Source organism: Mesosutterella faecium (assembly GCF_022809315.2).
GTDB classification, from domain to species: Bacteria; Pseudomonadota; Gammaproteobacteria; order Burkholderiales; family Burkholderiaceae_F; genus Mesosutterella; species Mesosutterella faecium.
On the sequence record NZ_JAKZJU020000002.1, the window covers coordinates 73,832 to 96,203 of the forward strand.

At 55.1% G+C, this 22,372-nt stretch carries 17 protein-coding genes and 1 pseudogene; 8 read left to right on the forward strand and 10 right to left on the reverse strand.

Annotated elements, in window-relative coordinates:
* Positions 1-2: 2 nt before the first annotated feature.
* A complete protein-coding gene (locus tag MUN46_RS10765) occupies positions 3-1,049 on the forward strand; it encodes a ribonucleotide-diphosphate reductase subunit beta (protein ID WP_243375933.1) in 1,047 nt (348 codons plus the stop codon).
* Positions 1,050-1,139: 90 nt separating this feature from the next.
* Here the strand turns inward: MUN46_RS10765 and MUN46_RS10770 are convergent, their stop codons facing one another.
* Together MUN46_RS10770 and MUN46_RS10775 are read right to left on the reverse strand one after the other, a co-directional pair.
* On the reverse strand, positions 1,140-1,928 hold the full coding sequence (locus MUN46_RS10770; RefSeq protein WP_243375934.1) for a PhzF family phenazine biosynthesis protein: 789 nt from the start codon (positions 1,926-1,928) through the stop codon (positions 1,140-1,142).
* Positions 1,929-2,017: 89 nt separating this feature from the next.
* On the reverse strand, positions 2,018-2,725 hold the full coding sequence (locus tag MUN46_RS10775) for a B3/B4 domain-containing protein (RefSeq protein ID WP_243375935.1): 708 nt from the start codon (positions 2,723-2,725) through the stop codon (positions 2,018-2,020).
* Positions 2,726-3,069: 344 nt separating this feature from the next.
* Between MUN46_RS10775 and MUN46_RS10780 the strand changes: the two genes are divergently transcribed.
* Positions 3,070-3,726: a GNAT family N-acetyltransferase gene (locus tag MUN46_RS10780; RefSeq protein ID WP_243375936.1), complete on the forward strand. Its 657-nt coding sequence runs from the start codon at positions 3,070-3,072 to the stop codon at positions 3,724-3,726.
* A 353-nt stretch (positions 3,727-4,079) separates the two neighbouring features.
* A complete protein-coding gene (locus MUN46_RS10785; protein ID WP_243375937.1) occupies positions 4,080-4,364 on the forward strand; it encodes a hypothetical protein in 285 nt (94 codons plus the stop codon).
* A 641-nt stretch (positions 4,365-5,005) separates the two neighbouring features.
* On the opposite strand, the gene MUN46_RS10790 is transcribed toward MUN46_RS10785, so the two are convergent.
* Entirely contained in the window at positions 5,006-5,362 is a 357-nt protein-coding gene (locus MUN46_RS10790; RefSeq protein ID WP_243375938.1) for a MuF-C-terminal domain-containing protein, read from the reverse strand.
* Positions 5,363-5,776: 414 nt separating this feature from the next.
* Here MUN46_RS10790 and rpsT point away from each other — a divergent pair, with 414 nt between their 5' ends.
* From rpsT to MUN46_RS10805, 3 genes are all read left to right on the forward strand, one after another.
* On the forward strand, positions 5,777-6,052 hold the full coding sequence (gene rpsT / locus MUN46_RS10795; RefSeq protein ID WP_243375939.1) for a 30S ribosomal protein S20: 276 nt from the start codon (positions 5,777-5,779) through the stop codon (positions 6,050-6,052).
* A gap of 333 nt (positions 6,053-6,385) precedes the next feature.
* Entirely contained in the window at positions 6,386-7,372 is a 987-nt protein-coding gene (locus MUN46_RS10800; protein WP_243375940.1) for a metallophosphoesterase, read from the forward strand.
* Positions 7,373-7,636: 264 nt separating this feature from the next.
* Complete coding sequence (locus MUN46_RS10805; protein ID WP_285230635.1) at positions 7,637-9,127, forward strand: phosphoethanolamine transferase; 1,491 nt, start codon at positions 7,637-7,639, stop codon at positions 9,125-9,127.
* A 24-nt stretch (positions 9,128-9,151) separates the two neighbouring features.
* Here the strand turns inward: MUN46_RS10805 and trhA are convergent.
* Both trhA and MUN46_RS10815 read right to left on the reverse strand, forming a co-directional pair.
* Positions 9,152-9,649: pseudogene (gene trhA, locus MUN46_RS10810) on the reverse strand (PAQR family membrane homeostasis protein TrhA); the annotation flags it as partial.
* A 399-nt stretch (positions 9,650-10,048) separates the two neighbouring features.
* Complete coding sequence (locus MUN46_RS10815) at positions 10,049-11,752, reverse strand: IS1634 family transposase (RefSeq protein ID WP_243375943.1); 1,704 nt, start codon at positions 11,750-11,752, stop codon at positions 10,049-10,051.
* A gap of 143 nt (positions 11,753-11,895) precedes the next feature.
* Here MUN46_RS10815 and cas1 point away from each other — a divergent pair, with 143 nt between their 5' ends.
* Positions 11,896-12,981 (forward strand): CRISPR-associated endonuclease Cas1, encoded by a 1,086-nt coding sequence (gene cas1, locus MUN46_RS10820; protein WP_243375944.1) that lies wholly within the window; start codon positions 11,896-11,898, stop codon positions 12,979-12,981.
* Between the two features lie 368 nt (positions 12,982-13,349).
* Here the strand turns inward: cas1 and MUN46_RS10825 are convergent, their stop codons facing one another.
* Positions 13,350-15,029 (reverse strand): putative transporter, encoded by a 1,680-nt coding sequence (locus tag MUN46_RS10825; protein ID WP_243375945.1) that lies wholly within the window; start codon positions 15,027-15,029, stop codon positions 13,350-13,352.
* Between the two features lie 1,675 nt (positions 15,030-16,704).
* Here MUN46_RS10825 and MUN46_RS10830 point away from each other — a divergent pair.
* Positions 16,705-17,001: a hypothetical protein gene (locus MUN46_RS10830; protein WP_243375946.1), complete on the forward strand. Its 297-nt coding sequence runs from the start codon at positions 16,705-16,707 to the stop codon at positions 16,999-17,001.
* A 141-nt stretch (positions 17,002-17,142) separates the two neighbouring features.
* On the opposite strand, the gene MUN46_RS10835 is transcribed toward MUN46_RS10830, so the two are convergent.
* The 4 genes from MUN46_RS10835 to MUN46_RS10850 form a co-directional block, all read right to left on the reverse strand.
* On the reverse strand, positions 17,143-17,916 hold the full coding sequence (locus MUN46_RS10835) for a family 1 encapsulin nanocompartment shell protein (RefSeq protein WP_243375947.1): 774 nt from the start codon (positions 17,914-17,916) through the stop codon (positions 17,143-17,145).
* A gap of 1 nt (position 17,917) precedes the next feature.
* Complete coding sequence (locus tag MUN46_RS10840; RefSeq protein ID WP_243375948.1) at positions 17,918-18,271, reverse strand: ferritin-like domain-containing protein; 354 nt, start codon at positions 18,269-18,271, stop codon at positions 17,918-17,920.
* Positions 18,272-19,445: 1,174 nt separating this feature from the next.
* Positions 19,446-20,483, reverse strand: a complete 1,038-nt coding sequence (locus MUN46_RS10845; RefSeq protein ID WP_243375949.1) for a hypothetical protein — start codon at positions 20,481-20,483, stop codon at positions 19,446-19,448.
* A 79-nt stretch (positions 20,484-20,562) separates the two neighbouring features.
* Positions 20,563-21,552 (reverse strand): tyrosine-type recombinase/integrase, encoded by a 990-nt coding sequence (locus MUN46_RS10850; protein WP_243375950.1) that lies wholly within the window; start codon positions 21,550-21,552, stop codon positions 20,563-20,565.
* Positions 21,553-22,372: the final 820 nt, after the last annotated feature.

Sequence of the window (22,372 nt, forward strand, 5' to 3'; positions counted from 1 at the left end):
GCATGTCTGAAAAAATCAAGAGGAACGCCCTTTTCAACCCGGACGGCGACACCGACCTGAGGCTGCGCCGCATGATCGGCGGCAACTCCACGAACCTCAACGACTTCAACAACCTCAAGTATCCCTGGACCAGCCAGTGGTACCGCCAGGCGATGAACAATTTCTGGATCCCCGAGGAAATCAACCTCTCGCAGGACGTGAAGGACTACCCGCGGCTCGAGCCCGCGGAGAAGACCGCCTACGACAAGATCCTGAGCTTCCTCGTCTTCCTCGACTCGCTGCAGAGCAACAACCTGCCCTGCATCAGCGAGTACATCACGGCCAACGAGGTGAACCTCTGCCTGCACATCCAGGCCTTCCAGGAGTGCGTCCACAGCCAGAGCTACAGCTACATGCTCGACTCAATCTGCAGCCCCGAGCAGCGCAGCTCGATCCTCTACCAGTGGAAGACGGACCCGCACCTGCTGCGCCGCAACACCTTCATCGGCAGCTGCTACAACGAATTCCACGAGAACCAGGACAAGACGGCCTTCATGAAGGCCCTCATCGCCAACTTCATCCTGGAGGGCATCTACTTCTACTCGGGCTTCATGTTCTTCTACAACCTGAGCCGGATCGGGAAAATGCCCGGGTCGGCCCAGGAGATCCGCTACATCAACCGCGACGAGAACACGCACCTCTGGCTTTTCAGGAACATCATCCGGGAGCTGCAGAAGGAGCAGCCCGAGATGTTCACCCCCGAGCGGGTCGAGATCTACCGCGGCATGATGCTCGAGGGCGTGAGCCAGGAAATCGCCTGGGGGCAGTACGTGATCGGAGACGCGGTGAGCGGCCTGAGCAGCGCGATGATCCGCGACTACATCCGCTACCTCGGAAACCTCCGCTGGCAGAGCCTGGGCTACGGCTACCTCTTCGAGGACAACCGGCTCGAGCCCGAGAGCATGAAGTGGGTGTCGGTGTATTCGAACGCCAACATGGTGAAGACGGACTTCTTCGAGGCAAAGAGCACGGCCTACGCGAAAAGCGCCGCGATCGTGGACGACCTGTAAAAGGGAAGGGCGGGCCGGAGCGCCTTAAGGAAGCGGGGGACAAGCGGCCCCCGCGTCCCGCGCCGCCCGGGGGCCCGGGAGGGGACCGGGTCACCTTTCCGGAAGAATGTCGCCCACGGAATAAAGCACGGCCTTCCCCGCGATCATCACGCGGCCGCCCTCCAGGCTCGTGCGGAGCTTTCCGGTTCTGGCCGAGGCCTGAAAGCAGTTCAGGCGGGTTTTGCCCAGCTTCCCGCACCAGTAGGGCGTAATCATGCAGTGCGCGCTGCCTGTGACGGGATCCTCATCCACTCCCGCCTTCGGCGCGAAAACGCGCGAGACGCAGTCGTAGTCACGGCCCCGCGCCGTGACGGCCAGAAGCAGGCCTTCCAGGCTCTTCACCCGGCCCAGGTCCGGCTTCAGGCCGGCCACCGTGCGGCTGTCCCGCAGCACGAGCAGCAGGTCCCGGTCCAGATAAGCCTCCAGGACCTCTGCCCCGACGGCCTTCCTCATTTCGTCCGTGACGGGCACCGGCCGGCAGTGATAGGCGGGGAAGTTCATGACAAACGCGTCCCCGTCCCTCCGGACCCGGAGTATCCCGACCTGGGTCTTAAACTGTATTTCTTCCGCTTCCTTCTCATAAAACGAGAAGAGCACATAGGACGCGCCCAGCGTCGCGTGGCCGCAGAAATCGATTTCCCCGCCCGGGGTGAACCAGCGCAGATGCCAGGCGGGGCCTTCCTTCACGGCAAAGGCCGTTTCTGAAAAGCGGTTTTCAGAGGCGATGTTCTGCATCAGCTCATCGGGAATCCAGCGCTCCAGCACGCAGACCGCAGCCTGATTGCCCTTGAAAAGCGTGTCTGTAAAAGCGTCGACTATGTACTGTTTCAAAATCCGCACCTCCTGGGTCAGAGGGCCGTGAGGCTCCTCGTCCGGGCGGCCCGGCCCTTTTTTCGGCCGCCGGCTTTAAGGGAAGGAAAAAAGGCCGCTCACTCCAGCCTGAATTCAGGGTGCTGCGCGTCGACAAAGCCGACCGCGGGCTCGCAGGAAAAGACAGCCTTCAGCATTTTCGCAAGAAGATCCCGGGCCTCCATGACCTGGTCCAGGTTGACGTCGGAAAACCCGTCTATCGGAAAGAACGCATAGCTTGTGTCCTCCGTGATCTTCCCGTCGTCGCTCTGCCTCCAGATCCAGCGGCGCGTCTTCACGGTGCGGCCGCTCACGTAGACGAGCTCCCCCTCCGGCACCGGTTCGGCCTGCTCTTCCCCCATGGGCTGGAAGTGATCTCCCGCTTCGGAAAAGCGCACCGAGAGGCCGCCCTCCCATTTGTCCACGTCATGGGCTCCCATGGGCAGCTGGTATCTGAGGGAAAAGGCGTTGCCGATGTCCACGATGGAGTTGATGTGGGGGAGGGCGGGCGTTTTTTTAACCCGCCTGCCCAGGGCTTCAATGGAGCACATGAAGCGGTTCGGGTTCATGCCCAGCTTCTGGAAGGCGCTTCTGCAGGCCTTCACGTTCCGCAGCTCCCTGATGTCCTGGTCTGACACCTGCTCATGAAACTTCTGAATTTCCTCGTTCAGGAAGTCTTCGATTGCTTTGCTGAACGCGTGATTGTCAATCCCGCGGGCCGCCACAATCCCGAGGCAGTAGGTCGGAAGCGCTTCAAAAACCTTCGGGTCAACGTTAAAAACCTTCACCTTGCATTCTCCTTTTTTCCCCGGCCTGCAGGAGCTCCTGCCTTTCCTGCGGCGCCTCTGCGTCAGGGCCTGGGCCGCTTTCAATATTAGCCGCCTGCGGCGCTCAGCCGGTGATTTTTCCGTGGTTTCTTTGCTTTTAAACGCCAGCCAGGCTGAAGCGCCGTCTGGCCGGCCCAGGCGAGGAGCCCGGCCTGAGGCTTTTTTAAGCCTGCGGTTTGAACGCAGTTTGAATGAGGCGGATTCAGACGGGAGAAGTCGCGGCGTGGAAAAGGGCGGCGCCGGCTGGACTTTGCCGCTGTTGTCTGACACAATGAAAGCTTTTAATTCCAAAGGAGAAAAGCCCAATGAAGCAGACGACCGCCGCCGGTGCGCTCACTGAAACTGCGCTTTGCCCGTCGGACTACGCCCGCATCGTCGATGCGTTTCATGCACAGTGGGGCTGGGAGACGCAGGGAGCTCCCGGACTCGGCCGCAGGGTTGCGGACTGGTACTGCTCCAAAATGATGCAGCACGTCACCTTCGGGCGGCTGCTCATCGCGCCCTCGGGCGGCACGGCCGGACTTGCCGTCGGGAGCGTCTTCGGAGACCGCCCCGTCCTGGGCAGGGACGCGCGCCTGCCGGAGCGACGCGCGGCGCTGCAACGGGAAATTGCCGCCCAGGAGGGCGGTCCTGAGACGATAGCCCTTTACGACAACATTGCCCGCATTAACGAGCAGCTGAGGCGCCGGGCCCGCGAAAACGGACACATCTTCGCGGCCGAGCTTTATTTTCTCTGGGTTTCGCCGGATTACCGGGGCTGCGGACTTTCCAGGCGCCTGCTCAACGCCGCCCGAACAGCGATGAAGGCGAGGCGCGCCAAGAATTTCTGCCTTTTTACCGATACGGACTGCGACTGGAAGTTTTACATGCGCGATCCCTGGGTCGCCTGCGGCCGCGAGCCCTGGCCTGACGTGCCGGGCATGGAAGGCGGCGCGGGACTGATGTTCGGCGCCGCGCTCTGATTCGCCGGGCCCCCGGCTGGTTTCCCTGGGGAAGGTTGTTCGGAAAAATGCCGGGCAGCCAGGTTCGGGTGCCGAACCATGAGGCTGCGCCTGCATGGGCAGCAGTCAGTCTGCGAGCACGCGGGCCTCATTAATTAAATGAAACAAGTAGGGACGGATCCGAGAAACGGGCATCGGCCCTTCATGCTTTTTAAGCTGTATTTTATGAATACAACGGATTATCAATGCTGAATACATTGGCATTCAGCAAGTATCCTATTTGTTTTCAAGGTATTGAAAATTTTTAGCACATAATTTTTCAGTCTTTGCCGCCCCTCGGGACTAATATATTTCTGAGGGGAAAGGAGATGGCCATGAAAAAGCTGCTTGTTTTGCTGATGTGCTTTGCCGCGGCTGTTCCTACGATTACCGCTAACAAATCTGGATTCGACAAAAATGGGGTTTCTGTTTCGCCTGAGGGTTGGGTTTTTACAAAAGGACCGAGTGGCGTGTTTAAAGATCAGCCGCCGATTGAGAAAGAAACTCCTCCCAGCTTCATAGATATGCGGAAGGTTGGAAATCAGGGAACAGATGAAATTTGGGAAGATACTCGGAATGGCAGGCTGTATACCTGTAACAAAGAGACGGGTTGCAGGTAATTGATATTTTATTTTTGTGCGGAGCGCTCTGAAAAACGGTGCGCTTTTTTATTATGGAACAGACTGTACTAAAACTTATCGTCGGTGGAAAGGAATACCGGGCATGGCAGCCTGTTAGTCAGCAAATAGGTATCTCGTTTTATTTGTAATACTAACTGTATGAATTAGAACGATTAAAACTATATTTAATCCGAAAAATTGAATTTAAATTAAGTAATTACATGCCACATTATCAATGTTTTTCATTGCTCGAAATAATTATATTTGTTAAAAATTACATAATTAAGTGAATGGGGCTGTATGGAGGATCGCTTTTCTCTATGCTATTTCCGGTTATTAAGAGGGAAATGAATTTCTTTAATGATTTTCGGATAATATTTCGAATTATCAATGAGTAATACAAAGCAACAAAGCAAGTACCCTATTTACTACCTATTGGAATGCTCGTCTTGCAGCTTGACAAGATCGTCCTCAGTGAGTACCCTAGAACCGTCGAAGTTGGAGAGCAACCGCTCCGCCTCTTCGGCAGAAAGCGGTTTGGGGCTTGGACGAAGAGAATTGGACTCGGGTGAGCCAAGCCACCGAGCCGCTTTTGCTCTATTCACATAGGCAACATTTCCCCACGATCGCTGTATAGCTAGTCAACCCTTCTTTTTCTCCCTTCCTTTTTCGTATTTGTTGTCTTTACCGTAAGCTGTCAGAGCGATATTAATTTCAGCGCCGTCTCCACTCTTGTCTTTGCTGAAATCAATAGGGACGATAACTGCCTTTCCCTTCTCATCAGTCACTTCGAGAAGGAACACAAAACGCCCTTCCGTCTCCGTTCTAAAGATGGCGACCGGGTCGGCAAGTGCGGCCGGGATCTGCTTGAGAACAGGAATGGTCATATCCGGATGGATATTGTTGCTGAACTTGCCCGTCTTCTCTTTTAGGAAGACGCCGTCGAAAAAGTGATTTGCCGCATAAAGCTCTTTGAATTTAGCCCCTACCAGATGCATGAGTCAGCAAATAGGTATCTTGTTTTATTTGTAAAACTAACTGTATGAATTCGAATGATAAAAAATATATTTAATCGGGAAAATCAAATTTAAATGAAGTAATTACATGCCACATTATCAAGTTTTTCATTGTTCGAAATAATTATATTTGTTAAAAATCATATGATTAAGTGAATGAGGCTGTGTAGGGGATTGCTTTTCTCAATGCTATTTCAGGTTATTAAGAAAGAAATGAATGAATTTCTTTAATGATTTTCGGATAATATTTCCTAAATATTTATAATTATCAATGAGTAATACAAAGCAACAAAGCAAGTACCCTATTTACTGCCCTTCAGGACAGAAGTCCCATCCATAAGCCCCACCGGGATCGAGATTCCGCCGGGCAAACTTAGAAAAAGGAAAAGTTCAAAAATGGCAAATACGAAACAGGCCCGCAAGCGCGTCCGCCAGGCGATCGAGCACAACCTCCGCGTCTCCGCCCAGCGCACCCGCTACCGCACGGCGATCAAGGCTGTCGAGAAGCTCGTCGCCGCTGGCGACAAGGCCGCCGCCGAAGCCGAGTTCAAGAAGACCTCCGGCATCCTCGACCGCTTCGCCTGCCGCCACGTTCTCCACAAGAACGCCGCCGCCCGCCAGAAGAGCCGTCTGTCCGCCGCCATCAAGGCGATGAACGCTGCCGCGAAGTAATCCTTCCCTTTCAGGAAAGATTCTGAAAAAGGCGCACCCCCTTGGGATGCGCCTTTTTTCGTGCCCACTCTCCCCTGGACCCTTGCTTGGCCCCGCGGATCGTGGCGGAAAGGAACAGCCCCCTATCCTTCTCCTCCGCTAACATTACCGGCAGAACCCAGGAACGATTCCCAAGAACAGACCGCAATGACACTTTTCTACTACGCGGCGCTCGCCGCGATCGGCTGCTACCTCGCGGCACGAACCTACTTCATCCTCTAGCGGTTCGGGAAAGGGGTTAGGCTCGGAGCCGCAGCGTTCGCGCTCGTCTCCTCACTCCTCTACCCGCTCCTCATGGTGGAGGCGCTCGGGCACCCGTGGGAATCCATGCACGCCGTGCTTTCAGTTGTCGGCTTCTTCTTCACGGCCGCGTCCTTCTCGGCGATCCTTCTCTTCCTCACGGACGCGGCACGGGTCGTGGTGCTCGTCGCCACACTCTTCCGAAAGCGGGGCCGGCTCCCGGGCGCCTTCTACGCCGCGTTCTTCGCCATTGCCTCCGCCCTCGCCCTTTGGGGCGGGATCAACGTAAAGACGCTTCCCCCTGTCCGCGAGACCGCGGTGACTGTACCGGGACTCCCCGCGGAACTCTCAGGGCTCCGGATCGTCCACCTCTCCGACATCCACGTGTCGCCGCTTTTTGAAAAGGACCGGTTCGAGGAGATCGCGCGGCGCGTCAACACGCTGTCGGCCGACTTCGTCGTCGTGACGGGGGACATCGCGGACGGCACCCCGGACTCTAAGCGCGACTACATGGGGTTCCTCAGCAAACTCCGCGCGAAGCACGGCGTGATCCTGATCCCCGGGAACCACGACTACTACGTGAATTTCGCGGGTTGGAAAAAGTTCTACCTCTCGCTCGGGCTCCCGTTCCTCGACAACGCGAGCGCCTCCTATCAGGTGAATGGGAAGACCGTGTCGTTCGTCGGCCTCGCGGACCGCACCGGACGTCAGTTCAGATTCCCGGGCCCGGACATCGGGAAGGCGCTTTCCTCCGCCCCGGCGAAGGACGACCTCCGGATACTCATGGTCCACCGACCCGAGGACAGCGTGAAGTGGGCGGATCCCCGGTACGGAGCGGGGCTCATCCTCGCGGGGCACACCCACGGCGGGCAACTTTTCTTTCTAAAACCTTTCGTTTCACTCCAGAACCATGGGTTCGTAAGCGGACTCTACCGGGCTGGGACGATCCCCGCCTACGTCTCGCCCGGAATCGGCTCCTGGAGCGGGGTGCCCGCGCGGATCGGCGCCGCGACCGAAATTACGCTTCTCACGTTGAAATAAGAAAAAGTAGAGATTTTCATTCTTTGTATGCCGTGATAGACTATTCCGAATTGTGAATTTTGTGGTTTTTAGAATTTTATTTTTAAAATCAAAATTATGCTTACCCCCCCCCCCCACACAAAGAGCATTAACTGCTTATTGTCGAAGTTAAAACATTGGTGTGAGGGCTTTGAAAAAATGCATAATTCCTCTCAGGAAGATGGCGGTCCGAAGCCATTCATCCCATCCCGTAGGGCTTCAGCTAAAACCATTTTGCTTTTCGCCGTGTATACGGCGCTTTGCATGGCCTTTGCAAAGCTCGTGCTCTTCGGCCTGGGCGACCTGCACGGCACCAAGCCGACGATTGCGCTCGGGCTCCTTTTCATCTTCCTTGTCTCCTCGAAGAAGGCCTATTTCCTTGCGGTCCTGCCGATCAGCATTCTCGCGATGCTCTACACACCGACAGGAATCTTCTACGGGCCTCCGGACAAGCAGGCGCTCTTTTCGCTTCTTGCGACAGACACGAGGGAAAGCCTCGAATACCTGAAGCAGATCCCTGTGTCCGCCTTCCTGAAGGCCGTCCTGATACCGATTCTCGGATATGGAGCCTACTTACTCTGCCATCGGGCCGAGCTAAGGCCCTGGCGGAACAAGACCCTTGTGATTGCTTCAGTCGCCTTCATCGTTTTCCTCTACCGACCGATTCACTGGTTCGACCGCGCAGCGGATTCCTGGAATGGCGTCAAAGGTGAGTACGACATCATCCACAAGGCCAATAACCCCATTTGGGGAAAGAGCATTTACAAGGGACCGAAGAACAAGGACTACATTCTCGTGATCGGAGAAAGCGCGAGGCGTGACTACTTCCACGTCTACGGGTATCCGATCAGAAACACCCCGTTCCTCGACTCCGTTCCCGGCGCGACAGTCGTCGACGGACTTTCGGCTGGAGGCCCTTATACGATCGGGTCCCTCCGTCTGATGCTCACCCAGGGCGACACGAGAGCGTGGGAGCCGCGGTACGAGAAAAGCATCGTGGGGCTCGCGAAAAGCGCAGGTCTCCACACGTCGTGGATCAGCCTGCAAGGAATGGTCGGAAGATGGGATTCTCCGGTTTCCGCGATCGGGATCCAGTCGGACGACAAGTTCTTCGACGGGGACTGGGACCATCGATCAGACCTTGAGCTTCCGGGGCTTTTGAAGAAAGAGCTCGAAAAGGAAGCTAAGGGTCCCCGGCTCTTTTTCCTCCATATGCAGGGTTCGCACTTCGATTCCTGCCTCAGGATAAGGGACATTACAGACCCTTACATTGCAAAAGACCCGAAGCTGAAAACCGTTGCCTGCTACGCGACTTCCATCCTCAAGACCGACCGAGTGCTTGAAGGGATCTACAACGCGCTCCTTGAAAACAAGGAGCAGACCGGGCGCGAGTTTTCAATTGTCTACTTTTCAGACCACGGAAATGTGCACGACTTCCATCCCGACGGTACGGTGACGCTCTCGAACGGTCACAACACGAACCAACTCTTCGAAATCCCGCTTGTTCGCATCGAATCCTGCCAGAAGGGAAGGAAGAGACTGGAGTCGGCCAAGGCCGGAGTGAGGTTCACGGACGGGCTCGCCACCTGGCTCAATATCCGTAACCTTCGTCTCCGTCCTTACGATCTTTTCGATGGTCAAAGCGATCCGAGCGACTACGGTCTCGCCGCGAAGTTCAAGCTCGGGCCCGAAACAAACGATCCTGCGATCAGCCTTCAGGGGAAGCTGCAGGAGTAGCAAAGAAAAGTTGGATTTTCTTCTCTAGGCCGTAACGTACGTGCTCGGGAGCACATAGAGGAGCACCGAGAGGAACTGGAGCACTGTCCCCGCGAAGACGAAGACGTGCCAGATCGCGTGGTTGAACGGAATCCGGTCCTTCACGTAGAAGAAGACGCCCGCCGAATACGCGACGCCGCCAAGCGCGAGGAGCCAGATGCCGCCTGACGGCAGGGCGGCCGCGAGCGGCTTCATCACGAGTATCACCATCCACCCCATCGCGAGGTAGATGAGGCAGTTCACGAAGTCCCCCCGCCGCATGAGGAGCGGCTGCAGGAGGATCCCCGCTACCGCAAGAACCCATTCCACAATGCAGAGCGTCCAGCCCATGCCGCCGCCAAGCGTGATGAGGCAGAACGGCGTGTAGCTTCCCGCGATCAGGAGGTAGATCGACGCGTGGTCGAAGACCTGAAGCACGCGCTTCGCCTTCCGGTTCGTGATCGCGTGGTAGAGGGTCGACGCGGTGTAGAGGATGATCATCGAGGAGCCGAAGAGTCAGCAAATAGGTATCTTGTTTTATTTGTAAAACTAACTGTATGAATTCGAATGATAAAAAATATATTTAATCGGGAAAATCAAATTTAAATGAAGTAATTACATGCCACATTATCAAGTTTTTCATTGTTCGAAATAATTATATTTGTTAAAAATCATATGATTAAGTGAATGAGGCTGTGTAGGGGATTGCTTTTCTCAATGCTATTTCAGGTTATTAAGAAAGAAATGAATGAATTTCTTTAATGATTTTCGGATAATATTTCCTAAATATTTATAATTATCAATGAGTAATACAAAGCAACAAAGCAAGTACCCTATTTACTGCCCATGGTCGGACCGAGGAATATACATGACCTGAAAGTCGTCTAATGAAACCACGAAAATTCAGTGAGTGACTCCCAGCATTTCAAGCAGCAGCTCGTCCCGCCGAATGGATTCCGTGCTCCAGCGCTGAGCGCCTCTGGGTGTCTGAACGGTCGTCGTTTCAACACAATCAAACCACTCCAGAATCTGAACCAGGGAGTGCGCCTCAAGCCACCGCTTGAGGCTGAGCTCCAGCTCGAGCTGCGACTGTGTCTTTGATGCGCCTTCTCTGCCGAGTTTTTCCTTCACGGCATCAATGGCCTTCGTCAGGAAGCAGTGATAGCCGAGCGCTACGAACTGGCAGAAGAGCCTGCCTTTGAGGCTGTCCGGGAACCACACGCGAGGTCGCCTGCCGTCAAGCGAGTTCTTCTGCACATCAAACATATCCTCGATTTTCTCCCTCTCCCGGTACATTCTCAGAGCTTCGTCGGCATTTTTGACCTCGTTCGAAACGAGCACGAAGAAGCCGAAGTACTTCCTGGCCTGCCTGAAGGCGTCTTCGTTAAACGAGACCTTGAGCGCGCCTCCCCGGCCGACACGGCTGCAGATGAGAAATTTTTCGGCTTTCCTCCTGCCTGCTTCGCTCAAAGGGTCTCCAGCCTCAACCGTGCGCTTGAGTTCGAGCAGATCATCAATTAAATTCTGTTCGTCCCTGCCGATGTTGTCCCGGTTGTAGAAGACATGAACATACAGACGGCGCTCAAACTCTTCCGTTTCACCGGCGGCAAAGCCGCCGCGCGTGCGCTGCCGGACCACAGAAAGCCGGTGCATGCGGCGGCGGGTGACGCCGCTCACCTTTTGATCGAAGGAGCACACGGCTTCAAGCCTGCCCACCTCTTCCCGGGCGGCGTCAATTTCTTCTCGCACCCAGGAGACGCTTGAGCGGATGAGCGTCAGGAACTTCATGTTGCTGCGGGCGAATTCGGCCATATTGCTCTGGCTGCAGAAGCCGTTGTCCGTCACTACGACGGGCCTGGCCAGCGGAAGGCACTTGATCTGCCTGAGGGTGTTTTTGATCGAAATGACATCGGGAATGTTACCGGGCTGTTTTGCAAAAGCGATCGGCTGCCTGTCCGACGTCGAGTACAGAGTCAGCAGCTTGATGGTGTTGAGTCCGTCCCGGTCTTTGTTGAATCCTTGTCTTGCTTCGGTCTGGTTGTGGCTGTAGGTCGAAATCGTGGTCGAGTCGAATGCAATGCAGGGGTTGGTGCTGAGGCATGCCGCCCGCTGCGAGAAATACTTCTGCTGGCCGTCCTCATTGACTCCCACGTCGTGGAAGAGTTTTCCGTAAACGTCTTCGCTCAACCCGGGAGCATAAGGAGTCGGGTGGGTGATCTGCCAGGACTCGATGCGGGGCATCGGGGCTCCGTCGGTGGCGACCAGGTAGCGCGCGACCGTATCAATTTTTTGAGCGGCGGGCTCTCCGAAACTCATCCGCAGCTGATCGGAAATTCCGGTCTGCCGCGAGACCCACTCCAGAAGATCCGTCGTGCCGGTGCACTGCCTTGAAGTCTTAGACGAGACCTTTTTAATCGATTTTTTCCTTGTCGACCTGATTTTCCCCGTTTCGGGGTCAAGAATTCCCAGCAAAGTTGTTTTAATCGTCCTGGTCTTGCGGGTTAGCGGATCGTACTGCGTCTGGCGTTCGTAAACGTAGACGTCCCCATTGGGGCGGGTGATGCGGCGGGTGCCGATGTGGATTTTTCCCGTAAAAGGACGCGGCATGGTGATCTCCTATAGTGTATTCATATTATATCATAGCAACACTAAATAAGTCAAGAAAAAACCGGCGAAATTTCAATTATTTCGACGGTTCCCAGATTGATATCTGGCGATTTTATGCGGGCATTAGACGACTTTCAGGATACATGAAGATTAAGTCCACAAAAAATCATGAGAGTTCTATTTGGATTTGGAACAGCCAGGAGAAAGGTGGGAAAGTGAGTCTTTGGTTGCCATACGCAGAAAGCCTCCTCCGCATTCCACGTTCGAGTTTCTGGGAGGCAAGGTATGGGGAAGAAACTTTGGAAATTGACTTGCAGAAAACCGATTTAATTATGCTTTACGGAGAGCGCGGCAACCTTCCAGTCACCTTTTTGGCAGACCTCTCAAAATACGGCATACCACTTATGATCCATGAACGCCGGCAGCCCCGGCCTTTTATTTTTTATCCTCCCGATTTTCAGGATCGCAATGACATCCTATCGCTCCAAATTCTGGCCCGAAATAATAAGACTCGTCGAAAGTCGGTTGCTAAGGCTCTGGTGAAGGCGAGGATTGCCAGTATGTCCAAACGCTACCTCATTCCGGAGAAAATCTCCAATGGGTTGCATTTCGCAAACAGCATTCAGGAGATCCGCCTTGCGGAAGCTCAGGCAACTGCTCGCTACTGGAGCTCTTGGTATAGCGCTCTAGGGCAGCCGTCGGAGCGGCGAATTAATACGCCGCTCAACCATGCACTGAATCTTGGGAGCGCGTTTCTTCACGGAATACTGCTCCGCTGGATACTCTTCCACCACTTGTCCCCGATGCACGGCTTCCTGCATGAAGCCACTTCATACAGTGCGCTTGTCTATGACCTGATGGAACCGTACCGATACATTTTGGAAGACGCTGCCGCCGACGTGTTCCGTGAAACCGAAGGGGAAGAAAAGGCTATGCTGAGAAAAATTGGGCCGACAATCAAAGAGCGGCTGTCTGAAATAGTTTTTGTACCAGCAACACGACAAAGCGTTCAGCGGAAAAACTTGCTGCACGGCATCGTACTCGCATTGCGAGCATGGCTGGCGGGGGATTCGCCGAAATTCATCATTCCAACCGAAGGCGAACCACGGGGTGGGAGAAAGCCGTTGCCAGGATATATTCTTCCCGGCGGACGGCTGTCAACTCGAAAAGGCGTTTCAAAAAGAGCCCCAGCAAGGAAAGACGTACGCCAAAGGAACGCGATCCCTTAATAACTAGTTCCGATAAAAAACAACAGGGCTTCAAATGCGCTTCGGCGGTTCGGCTGCATCGGTTGCGCAGGGGTATCGATTGGCGGAATGGATTAATGAGGGCCAGGTCTGAGGGCCGCCTGCCTAGTCCTTAAGATTTCAGGTCGCTCAGGGATGGGAAAAACTTCCGCGCTTCCATTTTTTAAGTTTCTTATTTGGGTAGGAGTTGTGCCTAGGAAGTCTGCCCGCACATAAAGCCGCCGTTCAGTGCCCGGCAGGCGGCTTCTCTTGTCAAGACGCCGTAATGACGGTGACCGCTGGCTTCCGGGCGGGTTCCTTGCAAATACATCTCTACGCTTGCCGAACCAGCCCTGCTTTCCTTATGGCTTTTATGAAATAAAAGGCCAGAGGATCACAAGAATGAGCTGCCCGGTCAGAATCCGCAGGAACATCGCGAGCGGATAGACGGTCGAATAGGCGACGGCCGAGGAATTGTTTTCAGACAGCGTCGCGGCGTAAGCCAGAACGGGGGGATCGGTCGTGGCGCCTGCCATGAGGCCCACGATGCTGTGGTAATTCACGTGGAAAACACACCGGGCGATCGTTCCCACGATCAGGAGCGGAATCACTGTAATGAGCAGGCCGAGGCCGACATAGAGCGGACCGTTGCCGTTTGTCATCGCATCGACGAAGCCCTGGCTCGCGGCAAGCCCGACGCTCGCGAGGAAAAGCGAAATGCCCAGCTCCCGCATCATCATGCTCACCGACTGGGTCGTGAAGGAGACCAGCTTCATGAAGCAGCCGAAGCGCCCGATGAGGATCGAGACAATGAGGGGACCGCCCGCGAGCCCGAGCTTCAGGGGCACCGGGAGCCCGGGGATCACGATCGGAACCGACCCCAGCAGGATGCCCGCCGCAAGGCCCACGAAAATCGTGAGGATGTTGGGGTGGTAGAGCTTCTTGATTTTGTTGCCGAGAATGGATTCCAGCCGCTGCAGCGCCGCCTCAGGCCCCACGCAGTAGACCTGGTCGCCCACCTGCAGGTGCAGGTTGGAGTAGGGGAACAGCGTCATGCCCGCCCGGAAGACTCGGGTGATGTTGACCCCGTCGAAGCGGCTCAGCGCGAGATCCTTCACCGTCATGCCGTTGATCTTGGAGCGGGTGATCAGAATCGTGCGGGTGGACACCGGAGACTTGTCCGCCGCCAGATCGACATCGTCGCGCTCTCGGCCAAAAAAGGCCGAAACGGGGAGGCGGTTTTCAGGAGCGGCCACGATTCGGAGGATGTCGCCGCGCTTCAGGGCGGTATCGGCTGTTGGGCTTGAAATCCGGCCCCCGCGCAGAATCCGGCTTGCGATGAAAGGACGGGCGATTATTTCACGGACTTCGCTGATCGTACGGCCTTCGATGCCGGAGTTCGTGGCTTCAACGTGGAAGTAAATCGGCTCGTGGTTCTGCGCCTTTTTTTCATCTTCCCAGTGCTTGTCCTCCTCGGCCAGGTTGATTCGGAAGGCGCAGCGGAGAATGATGGCGCAGGTGATGGTGCCGACAACGCCGAGCGGGTAGGCGCAGGCATAGGCTACGGCGATGTTCTCACCTGCGTAATGGAGTACGTCGAGCGCTTCCTGCGTTGCGCCAAGCCCAGGGGTGTTCGTGACCGCGCCGTAGTGCACGCCCAGCATCTGGGGCAGCGACACCCAGCCGGAGCAGAGGAAGTAAAGCGCGATGGTGACCGCGATTCCGAGCAGCACGAGCAGCGCGGTGAGGCCGTTCAAGAGCAGCCCTCCGCTCTTGAAGGAGGAGAAAAAAGAGGGCCCCACCTGCAGTCCGATGAAAAAGACGAAAAGCGTGAGCCCGAAGTCGCGCATCAGAGTGAGCACCTCGGGGGGCACGCTCAGTCCGAGCTGGCTCGCCGCCAGCCCCGCAAAAAGTATGAAGGTGGCCCCGAGCGAGACGCCCGCGATGCGGATGTGTCCTAAAAGCGTGCCTGCCGCGATCACCAGCGAATAAACGAAAATGATATGGGCGGTAGTCGCGGGATCCGCGAAAAGAGAAACAAGCCAGGACATGAGCGTTTCGGCTCCCGTTTTTTAAGGAAGCCGCAATACTTTTAAAAGGTTGAGAAGACGGAATGCACCGCCGGGGGCAGAGGCGGCAGGGAATATTGCTTAGTCTAATCGCATCAGGGCGGAGATCAGCCTTTCGAACTAGCGTTTTATGCAAATTGGGTTTTCAAAAAAAACAAGGGTAGCACGAGGGCGCTTGTTTCCTTGAAGGATATTAAGGTCACGAATACGTAGAAACAGCACCCGCCTCGCGCCGGAACCGTTTTGCGGCCTGGAAACCGAAGGCCGGAATTCCAAGGGCCGACGTGCTCTGCTCAGAATACCTGAGGTTCGAAAGAACTTTATCCGCCGGACGTTTCACAGAGACGATCGATGGCGGCACGTATCTTTGGTGAAGAGATGAGACGCCGGGACCTGATCCCCTTATTTCATGAAGAGCAGAGAAGGGCCGGAAACTGAAAGAGCGGCTTAGGCGCTTGCCCGCAGCAACTGCCGCCGGGGTTCAGGAAACAGGAAGAGTTCGTGCCGGAAGCGCGTTCAAACGCTGCGGTAAATTCAGGGGCTTTACATTCGCCCCTTTCAGTGGCAAGAGTGGAACTCTTTCCGCAGGGCGAAAGATCAAGCCCAATGAGAGGAGCCGCCTGCCGGGCACTGAACGGCGGCTTTACGTGCGGGCAGACTTCCCTGCGCACAACTCTCATCACAATTGTATCCATAGGTGCTTGAAATGGAGGTTCGAGCGCCTGGTGCCGAAGGGGATACGGACTTTGGGCACGGCGGCAAGACAGGAGATTGGGCGCGTTGGTTTGTGAACCTGGATTTCGTCAGAAGGCAGAACAAAATCGAGCCCGGGCAACACGCTGAGCCCGTGGTGTAGGCAGCATCAGAATTTTTAATTTTTTAAAAAGATTTGATGAAGTCTTTGTTTTTATGCGTAAAAACAAGAGCTAAAGGCCTGTTTTCCTGCATTGACGCTGAAGGAAGCTTCAGCCTAAAGATTGAGAACCGAAAGCAGAATCAAAACTCCGGCCTGCAGACTTATGCGCACGGAATGGAATTGGCCGGCATTAGAGGATCTCAAATACGAGAAAACCGCATGGCAGGTTGCTCGGCGATCGCAGAGCCTGCTCATACGGTTTTCCAGCTGAGGGCCTCCACTTCCTTCCCGCAATGTCTTTCGACTCGCTGTCTGAGAATTTGAGTGCCCAGGACACCTCAACCTGTCAAATGTCGATTTTTGATAAAAGATGCGTCAGGCGCAAATAAACAGACAGGCTTCCGTCCGCACGCAGGGTACTTGTTTGACGTCACGTTGCCTTGGAAGTAAAAAAGATTTTAAGAATACGACGCGGACATCTCTTAAAAATAAATAGTCTCCAGACTAATTTGTTCTGGAAGAACAGAATATATGCTGCTAAAAATGATATTTGTATTAAAAATTTAATTTTAATAATATGAAATGCAAAGCCGATGATTTAAATATGGAAAACAATATTGGCTTCAAATAAATTATTCATTCATTTTAAGTTATGGCTGTTATTTATGTAAATAAATCAAGGCTAATCAATTCAATTTCACCAAACTAGTTGTCAAGAGGCTGAAATTTTTGAGAACATATTTTTTTCAGTCTTTTCCGCCCTTCAGGGCTAATATATTTCTGAGGGGTAGGGAGATGGCCATGAAAAAGCTGCTTGTTTTGCTGATGTGCTTTGCCGCAACGGTGCCGGCGATGGCGGCTGACCAGATCAAATTCGATAAAAACGGCATTTATGTTTCTCCGAGCGGTTGGGTTGTGCGGGCCTTAAAACCAGAAAAAATCAAATTAACTGAGCTCGATAAAGAAACGTCAGCGCCGCAGGAAAAAGAATCGAGTCCAACGGATTACACGGTTCTTAACAGGGATGGGGATCGGTTCAGACTTTGGGATTCTCGCCGCGGCATAATATATGATTGCGACAAAAACGGCTGCAGGTGAAATAAAAATTTAGCTTACGGAGCGCTATGGAAACAGGGCGCTTTTTATACGTGTGCCCGTGCCGAGCACACCGTTAAAAGCCCGCAGCCTTTAAAAGAAAAGCTGCGGGCCTGTAGCGGCCGCTGCCGCATCCAGCGATTTTTAACCCCGGAACGCTACCACCGCGTTCGTGTTCTTCAGGCGCAGGAGAACGGTTTCAAAGACGCGGAAGTCATGGTTCATTTCAGAAGCCCCGAGGTAAGCGGTCACGAGGTCCTGGCCGATGGCAAGGTCCATATTCTGCTCGTCGGGCGCGATCAAAAGGGCGGTTTTGGCAGGAAGGATCGGGGTCTGGTAAATCTTCCCTTCGATCAAAGCAGCGATCCGGGTGCTTTCTAGAGCGCCGGTTCCCGGCTGGATGCGCTGCAGGCTTGCAAACACATCCGGGCTGACAACGAGAACCTTGGAGCCGTAGGCCCGGTTTGCCAGCATGTACTGCAGGCCGGACGCAACAGCAGCGAAGGCATTCTCATCCTTGTCCCAGGCCGCCAATTTCATGGTTTTGCCCGCAGTGCCCAGAAGGCCCGCACAGCCCTTTTCTTCATCGCCCAGGAAAATCAGGCGGTCTTCCTGCAACGCTGCGCCAACGGCGGCGGAAGCAACATCTGAGTAGGAAAACGGCAGGTTCAGGCGCTCGGCCGTTTCAAGGTCGCGCCAGGACAGGGTAAAGTCGGAGGAAATCTCAGCGAGGACCGCAATTCTCTTCGTTCCGTCCGTTTTAACTTCAACCGCCGGGACGCCGGCTCCCAGAGGGCCGTAGATGTTCAGGAATTTCCTTCCCGTCAGCACGGACCTTGCGGCGTTCACCACTGTCTCATCGACTGCCTTCCACTGCGCGTCGGACAGCTTGCTGTCACCTCTCATCAGGTAATCCATTTTATTTTCCCTCCTTCAAGCTTCCAACGGTCGCGCCGGCGGCAGGGAGTTCACCCTGTTTTATCCCGAGTTCTTCGAGCATTTCCAACACTTCTTTCTCGCCGCTCGCGTAAAGGTCTCCCTCCTTCGGATCCAGGTACTTCATAAGCGCCAGAAGTTCGCCCATATGGGCTTTTTCCTCGTCCCTGATGTCAGAGAGCACCGCCTTGGCAACCGGATCGTCGGTCGCCTGGACATGGGCGTCATAGCCGTAGATGGCTTCCAGCTCTCCGGATAGGTCTGCCCGGATGGCCTGGACGAGCTCTTCTTTGGTCATCTTGCGCTCAACATTTGCTGAAAATGGGTTGCCAAACATGTTGGTTACTCCTCTAGCTGTGGCATGAGTGCATGCGATGATTTCAATTTAGCATATGAAGATTAAATTAAAATAAACAGGTTTTTAGACAAAGTCAGACGGATGCTGCCCGTTTTGGGCGTAAAGATGCTGGGCCCCCGATTTCCAGAGAACTGGAGCTCCTGTGGGAAAGTTTTCCCCGTCAGCCGTGCCGTGCACTTTCTTTAATAGACTGAAAAAAGTATGGATTCCGACGCTCCGAGCGAAGCAGCGGATGCCGGAAGGCTGCTTCTTTTCTGACCGCTGAAGTTCCCTGTCCGTCAGCACGAGTATTCCGTCCGGGTCCCAGGTTTCCGGAAAAGAGCCGAGCGCTTTGAGTCCTGAGGTTTTGCCGGCGTTCCAGATGCTGCGCCGCCGCGCAGACCGCAAAACCCGCGGCCGGTCAGACGCCGCTCTTTGCGTCCCGGACTTTGAAGCGAAGGTCATATTCACCAGGGAAAAGCCGTCCCTAAAGCACGGAAATGACGGTTCAGAGTGCCTCTGAACGGCGGATAGCCAGTTCGAAAAAAAACTGCAGCCGGACTTCCAAAGCTGCTGTTTTAGTGGATTATTTATATCCTGAGCTCGGGGTCTTGCCCAAAAGGGAATTAGCCCCCGATGTTGCGCCCGGGCTCTCGAGCCTCTCTGCGTCAGCCTTTAAGGATTCGTTCCCGACAGCTTCCGCCGGAGAGGTTAATTTTTTTCTATCGGCCTGCAGTTTCTTCCCGGCTCTCCCTGTTGTCGAATCAAACTTCACTGACTCATCCGACCGCTGGAAGGCAATGCAGCTGATTTTGCATAAGATGCCTTTTTAATCTATTATTTGCTTCAGTCAAGCTGATTATGTCTTGGTGCTGTTCGTGGAACAGGCGCGTCTCCTCGGTGGCAAAGCTAATCGGCTGAAAGCCCGCCAGCTCCTGGCTCTGTTATCGCCTAACACTCCAGGTACGCGGGCTTTCCGTTTATTTGCCTTTGCAAACTGCACTGGAGTGCCTGCCCGGCGGGACAATGCAGACCAGGCTGCTCTTCCAGCAATGAAGTTCAACCTGGCGGCTCAACAAGTTTGCAGCGGCCGCCTTCATCATGAGAAGACTCCCCTGATCATCAGCTGAGCTCAGCGGTTCAAGCAAGGGCGCGGCAGGTCCTGAACCAACGCTCAGGGCAGAGGCTGCCTTGAAGACCACTTTTTCCCCGCTGCCGTATCCCGCACTTTTTTTATCGATTGAAAAAGCACGGCTTCGAGCGCCACCGAACGAAGCAGCGGATGAAGCGCCGAGGCGTTTTTCTTCACGGTAAGCGTTCCCTGATCGGTGAGCGCCAGAATGCCGGCCGCATCCCACGAGTCGGGGAGGGTGCCGAGCGATTCTAGGGCTTTTTCCGTTGCCGCCAGCCAGTAAAAATCCACAAAATCGAGCTGCGCCCTGAGGTTTTGCAGGCGTTCCAGATCCTGCGTCGAGGCGCAGACCGCAAAGCCGTGCAGCGCCACGCGGCCGGTTTCGCGCGTCGTGACCGATTCCGCCGCCAGCGCGTCAAATCTCGGGACAAAGGCCCGGCCAGGCGCAACCGCAAGTTCGGAAAAGAGCTCGTACCCGTCCTGGAAATAGGGTTTGATGGAGGATCCCGGCAGCCAGGACGGCGTGCGGGCGAGGGCGAGGATCAGATCCGTGCGGGGGGAAAGAGGCGCCTCTGACACTGTATCGGGCTTTAATTCCGCGTTTCTCCGCTCGTAGCCGTTTGCAAAACCCACGGCGCGGCCGGAAAGACGCCTTTCTTCACGCTCCATCTTCCAGGTCTGGCGCAGGGCCGTGCCCGTGAGAATGCCCTCGCTGGCCTTCGCCATCAGGTCGCGTTCGCGCTCAGCGCTGCCGCCGGCGATTCGGAAAATATATTTAAGTTTTTCCACTCCGAGCCTTGCTTTTTCCAGGCTGGGCGCGCTGCGGCCCGCCCTGGCCTCCCGAGCCTCGAAACGGAGGTAGTATTCGCCGGCGAAAAGGCGGTCCCAGAGCACTGAGATGTGGATCCGGGTCGCCTCCGAGATGGTTGAGAGCCAGTTTGAGAAAGAGCTGTAGCCCGGTTTCCAGAGCTGCTGCTTTTTCACTTCCTCCATCATTCGGAAAGAGGCTACCCAGGCCCTTCTGTCCGTAAGCAGGAGGTGCTTGAGGCTGCGTTCGATTTCACCCAGTTTGGAGAGCATGGCCGCAAAATGAAAATGATTTACTCGTGCTTTGCACGAGTATTATTATAAATGAACGAGATGAATCGTTCCCGCCGGTTCAAAGGCGAATTTTCCTGGACGCCTCGCGCTGCGCGTCTTCGCCGCGCCTGTCATACAGGGCGGTCGTTGAAATCGAGGCATGGCCCATCATGTTCTGAACCGTAGTGATGTCGACATTGGCCGCAAGCAGCCTCGTGGCGAAGGTGCGGCGGAGGTCGTGGGTTGAAAGCGCTTCGAGTCCCGCCTTTTCCCGATATTTTTCAACGATGTCGCCCACGGCGTGAGGCGTGAGCGGCCGGCTCGGATCAAACCGCCCTCCCTTGTAGAACCGCCCGAAGACAAAGGCTCCCGAGGCTCCCCGGACTTGAAGCCAGGCCTCGAGCGACTCCTGAACTTCACGGATCATGAAAACATTTCTTTCCTTATCGCCCTTTCCGATCAGCCGGATGCTCGATTCCGGCAGGTTCAGGTTTCGCATCAGGAGCTGCGCCGCCTCGGCGCGCCGCAGCCCGCAGCCCAGAAGAAGCGCGAGGATCGCGTGATCGCGAAGTCCCTGGGGACTGCGGGGCTGCGACTCGAGGAGCGCCTCCGATTCGGATTCCGAAATCGAGCGGCCGGCCGCGAGCCTCGCGTAGCGCACCGCGCGGATGAGCCTGATGCGGCTCAAAGCCTCGGTGTCCATCTGCCGCAGCAGGTAGGCCTGGCGCGCGACGCCCTTCAGGGCCGAGAGGTAGCAGTTGAGGGACCGGGCGCTGAGATGCGGCCTGCCGTCTGCACCGGGCTTCTGCATCGAGGCCATGAAGGCGAGGATGTGCTCGTAGCGGAGCGCCGCCCAGTTGCAGGAAAAGAGATCCTGAGCCCCGGCCCAGCGGGCGACGCAGTTCAGTTTGCTGCGCACGTTGTCCCGCGAAGCCCCTTCGTGGAGGGTCGCGAGGTAGGCCGCCGCGGGATTCAGCCGCGAAGGCTCCTGATGAGCGGCTGGCAGCGCCGCGCTTTCCTTCGGGGCCTCGGTCGGCAGCAGCTCGGCTTCGTAGCGGCGGGGTTTCATCTTTTGTGAGATCTGGGCTTCAATATTACTTCCTATAATAACCATTATGTTAAGTAAATACAACATTCCTGAGTAAATTTTTCCCTGTTTCCACAAGCCCGGCTACCGGCCTCAGTTGGTGAGGAGGCCGCGCGTGGATCTCCCCGCCCCTTGGCGCGCCAGATCACCGGTCGCAGCGAGCCTGCGCAGGGAGCCTTCTAGAGCTTAGGAGTCAAGGACGCGGACAGAGCTCCCGGACATCTTCTCCTTCATGAATCTGCCGCTTCTGACTTGTGCGGCGATCCTTACGGCCCCGAGCGCCGGGCTCTTTGCCGCACCAAGGAGCAAGCCCTTCACAGGCACAAGGAGCACTCTCATCAAACCATAGGCTGCAGGATCTCTCTCCCTGCTTTTTACAATTTTCCCTTAAAAGGCTGAGGAAATTAAGTTTTTCAGATGCTTCCCCTGCTAATTTCCAAAAGGCAACGAGCCTGCCGCTTTAAGCGCCAGGGCTGGTGTTTAAAACGAAAGCGAAAAAAATTGACCTTTGCCTGGCCGAGCGTCGCCTTAAATTCAGGCGCATCATGTTTTAAATGATCTGCAGAGTCCACCGCGCGCCAGCCTTACATACGTTCAACATGGCGAATCTACCAAATGAGAATAGGGCGGGATCTTTCGCTTGACATTCGGGAGTAGCCGGAGAAATCCGAAGAACAGCAGGGTACATTTAAACTCATTTAAATGAAGAACCCTAATTTATAATAATTTGAGGCGTTTTATTTTCACCTCTCTTTAAGATCGCTGAAACCCCGGGTGAAGGGGCTTTGTTTTTCTCATAGAG

Coding starts and splice junctions, on each gene's coding strand:
- MUN46_RS10785 (WP_243375937.1), top strand. CDS start 4,080: ATGAAAAAGCTGCTTGTTTTGCTGATGTGCTTTGCCGCGGCTGTTCCT.
- cas1 (WP_243375944.1), top strand. CDS start 11,896: ATGAAGATTAAGTCCACAAAAAATCATGAGAGTTCTATTTGGATTTGG.
- MUN46_RS10765 (WP_243375933.1), top strand. CDS start 3: ATGTCTGAAAAAATCAAGAGGAACGCCCTTTTCAACCCGGACGGCGAC.
- MUN46_RS10815 (WP_243375943.1), bottom strand. CDS start 11,752: ATGCCGCGTCCTTTTACGGGAAAAATCCACATCGGCACCCGCCGCATC.
- MUN46_RS10845 (WP_243375949.1), bottom strand. CDS start 20,483: ATGCTCTCCAAACTGGGTGAAATCGAACGCAGCCTCAAGCACCTCCTG.
- MUN46_RS10800 (WP_243375940.1), top strand. CDS start 6,386: ATGGTGGAGGCGCTCGGGCACCCGTGGGAATCCATGCACGCCGTGCTT.
- MUN46_RS10825 (WP_243375945.1), bottom strand. CDS start 15,029: ATGTCCTGGCTTGTTTCTCTTTTCGCGGATCCCGCGACTACCGCCCAT.
- MUN46_RS10780 (WP_243375936.1), top strand. CDS start 3,070: ATGAAGCAGACGACCGCCGCCGGTGCGCTCACTGAAACTGCGCTTTGC.
- rpsT (WP_243375939.1), top strand. CDS start 5,777: ATGGCAAATACGAAACAGGCCCGCAAGCGCGTCCGCCAGGCGATCGAG.
- MUN46_RS10790 (WP_243375938.1), bottom strand. CDS start 5,362: ATGCATCTGGTAGGGGCTAAATTCAAAGAGCTTTATGCGGCAAATCAC.
- MUN46_RS10850 (WP_243375950.1), bottom strand. CDS start 21,552: ATGAAACCCCGCCGCTACGAAGCCGAGCTGCTGCCGACCGAGGCCCCG.
- MUN46_RS10835 (WP_243375947.1), bottom strand. CDS start 17,916: ATGGATTACCTGATGAGAGGTGACAGCAAGCTGTCCGACGCGCAGTGG.
- MUN46_RS10840 (WP_243375948.1), bottom strand. CDS start 18,271: ATGTTTGGCAACCCATTTTCAGCAAATGTTGAGCGCAAGATGACCAAA.
- MUN46_RS10830 (WP_243375946.1), top strand. CDS start 16,705: ATGAAAAAGCTGCTTGTTTTGCTGATGTGCTTTGCCGCAACGGTGCCG.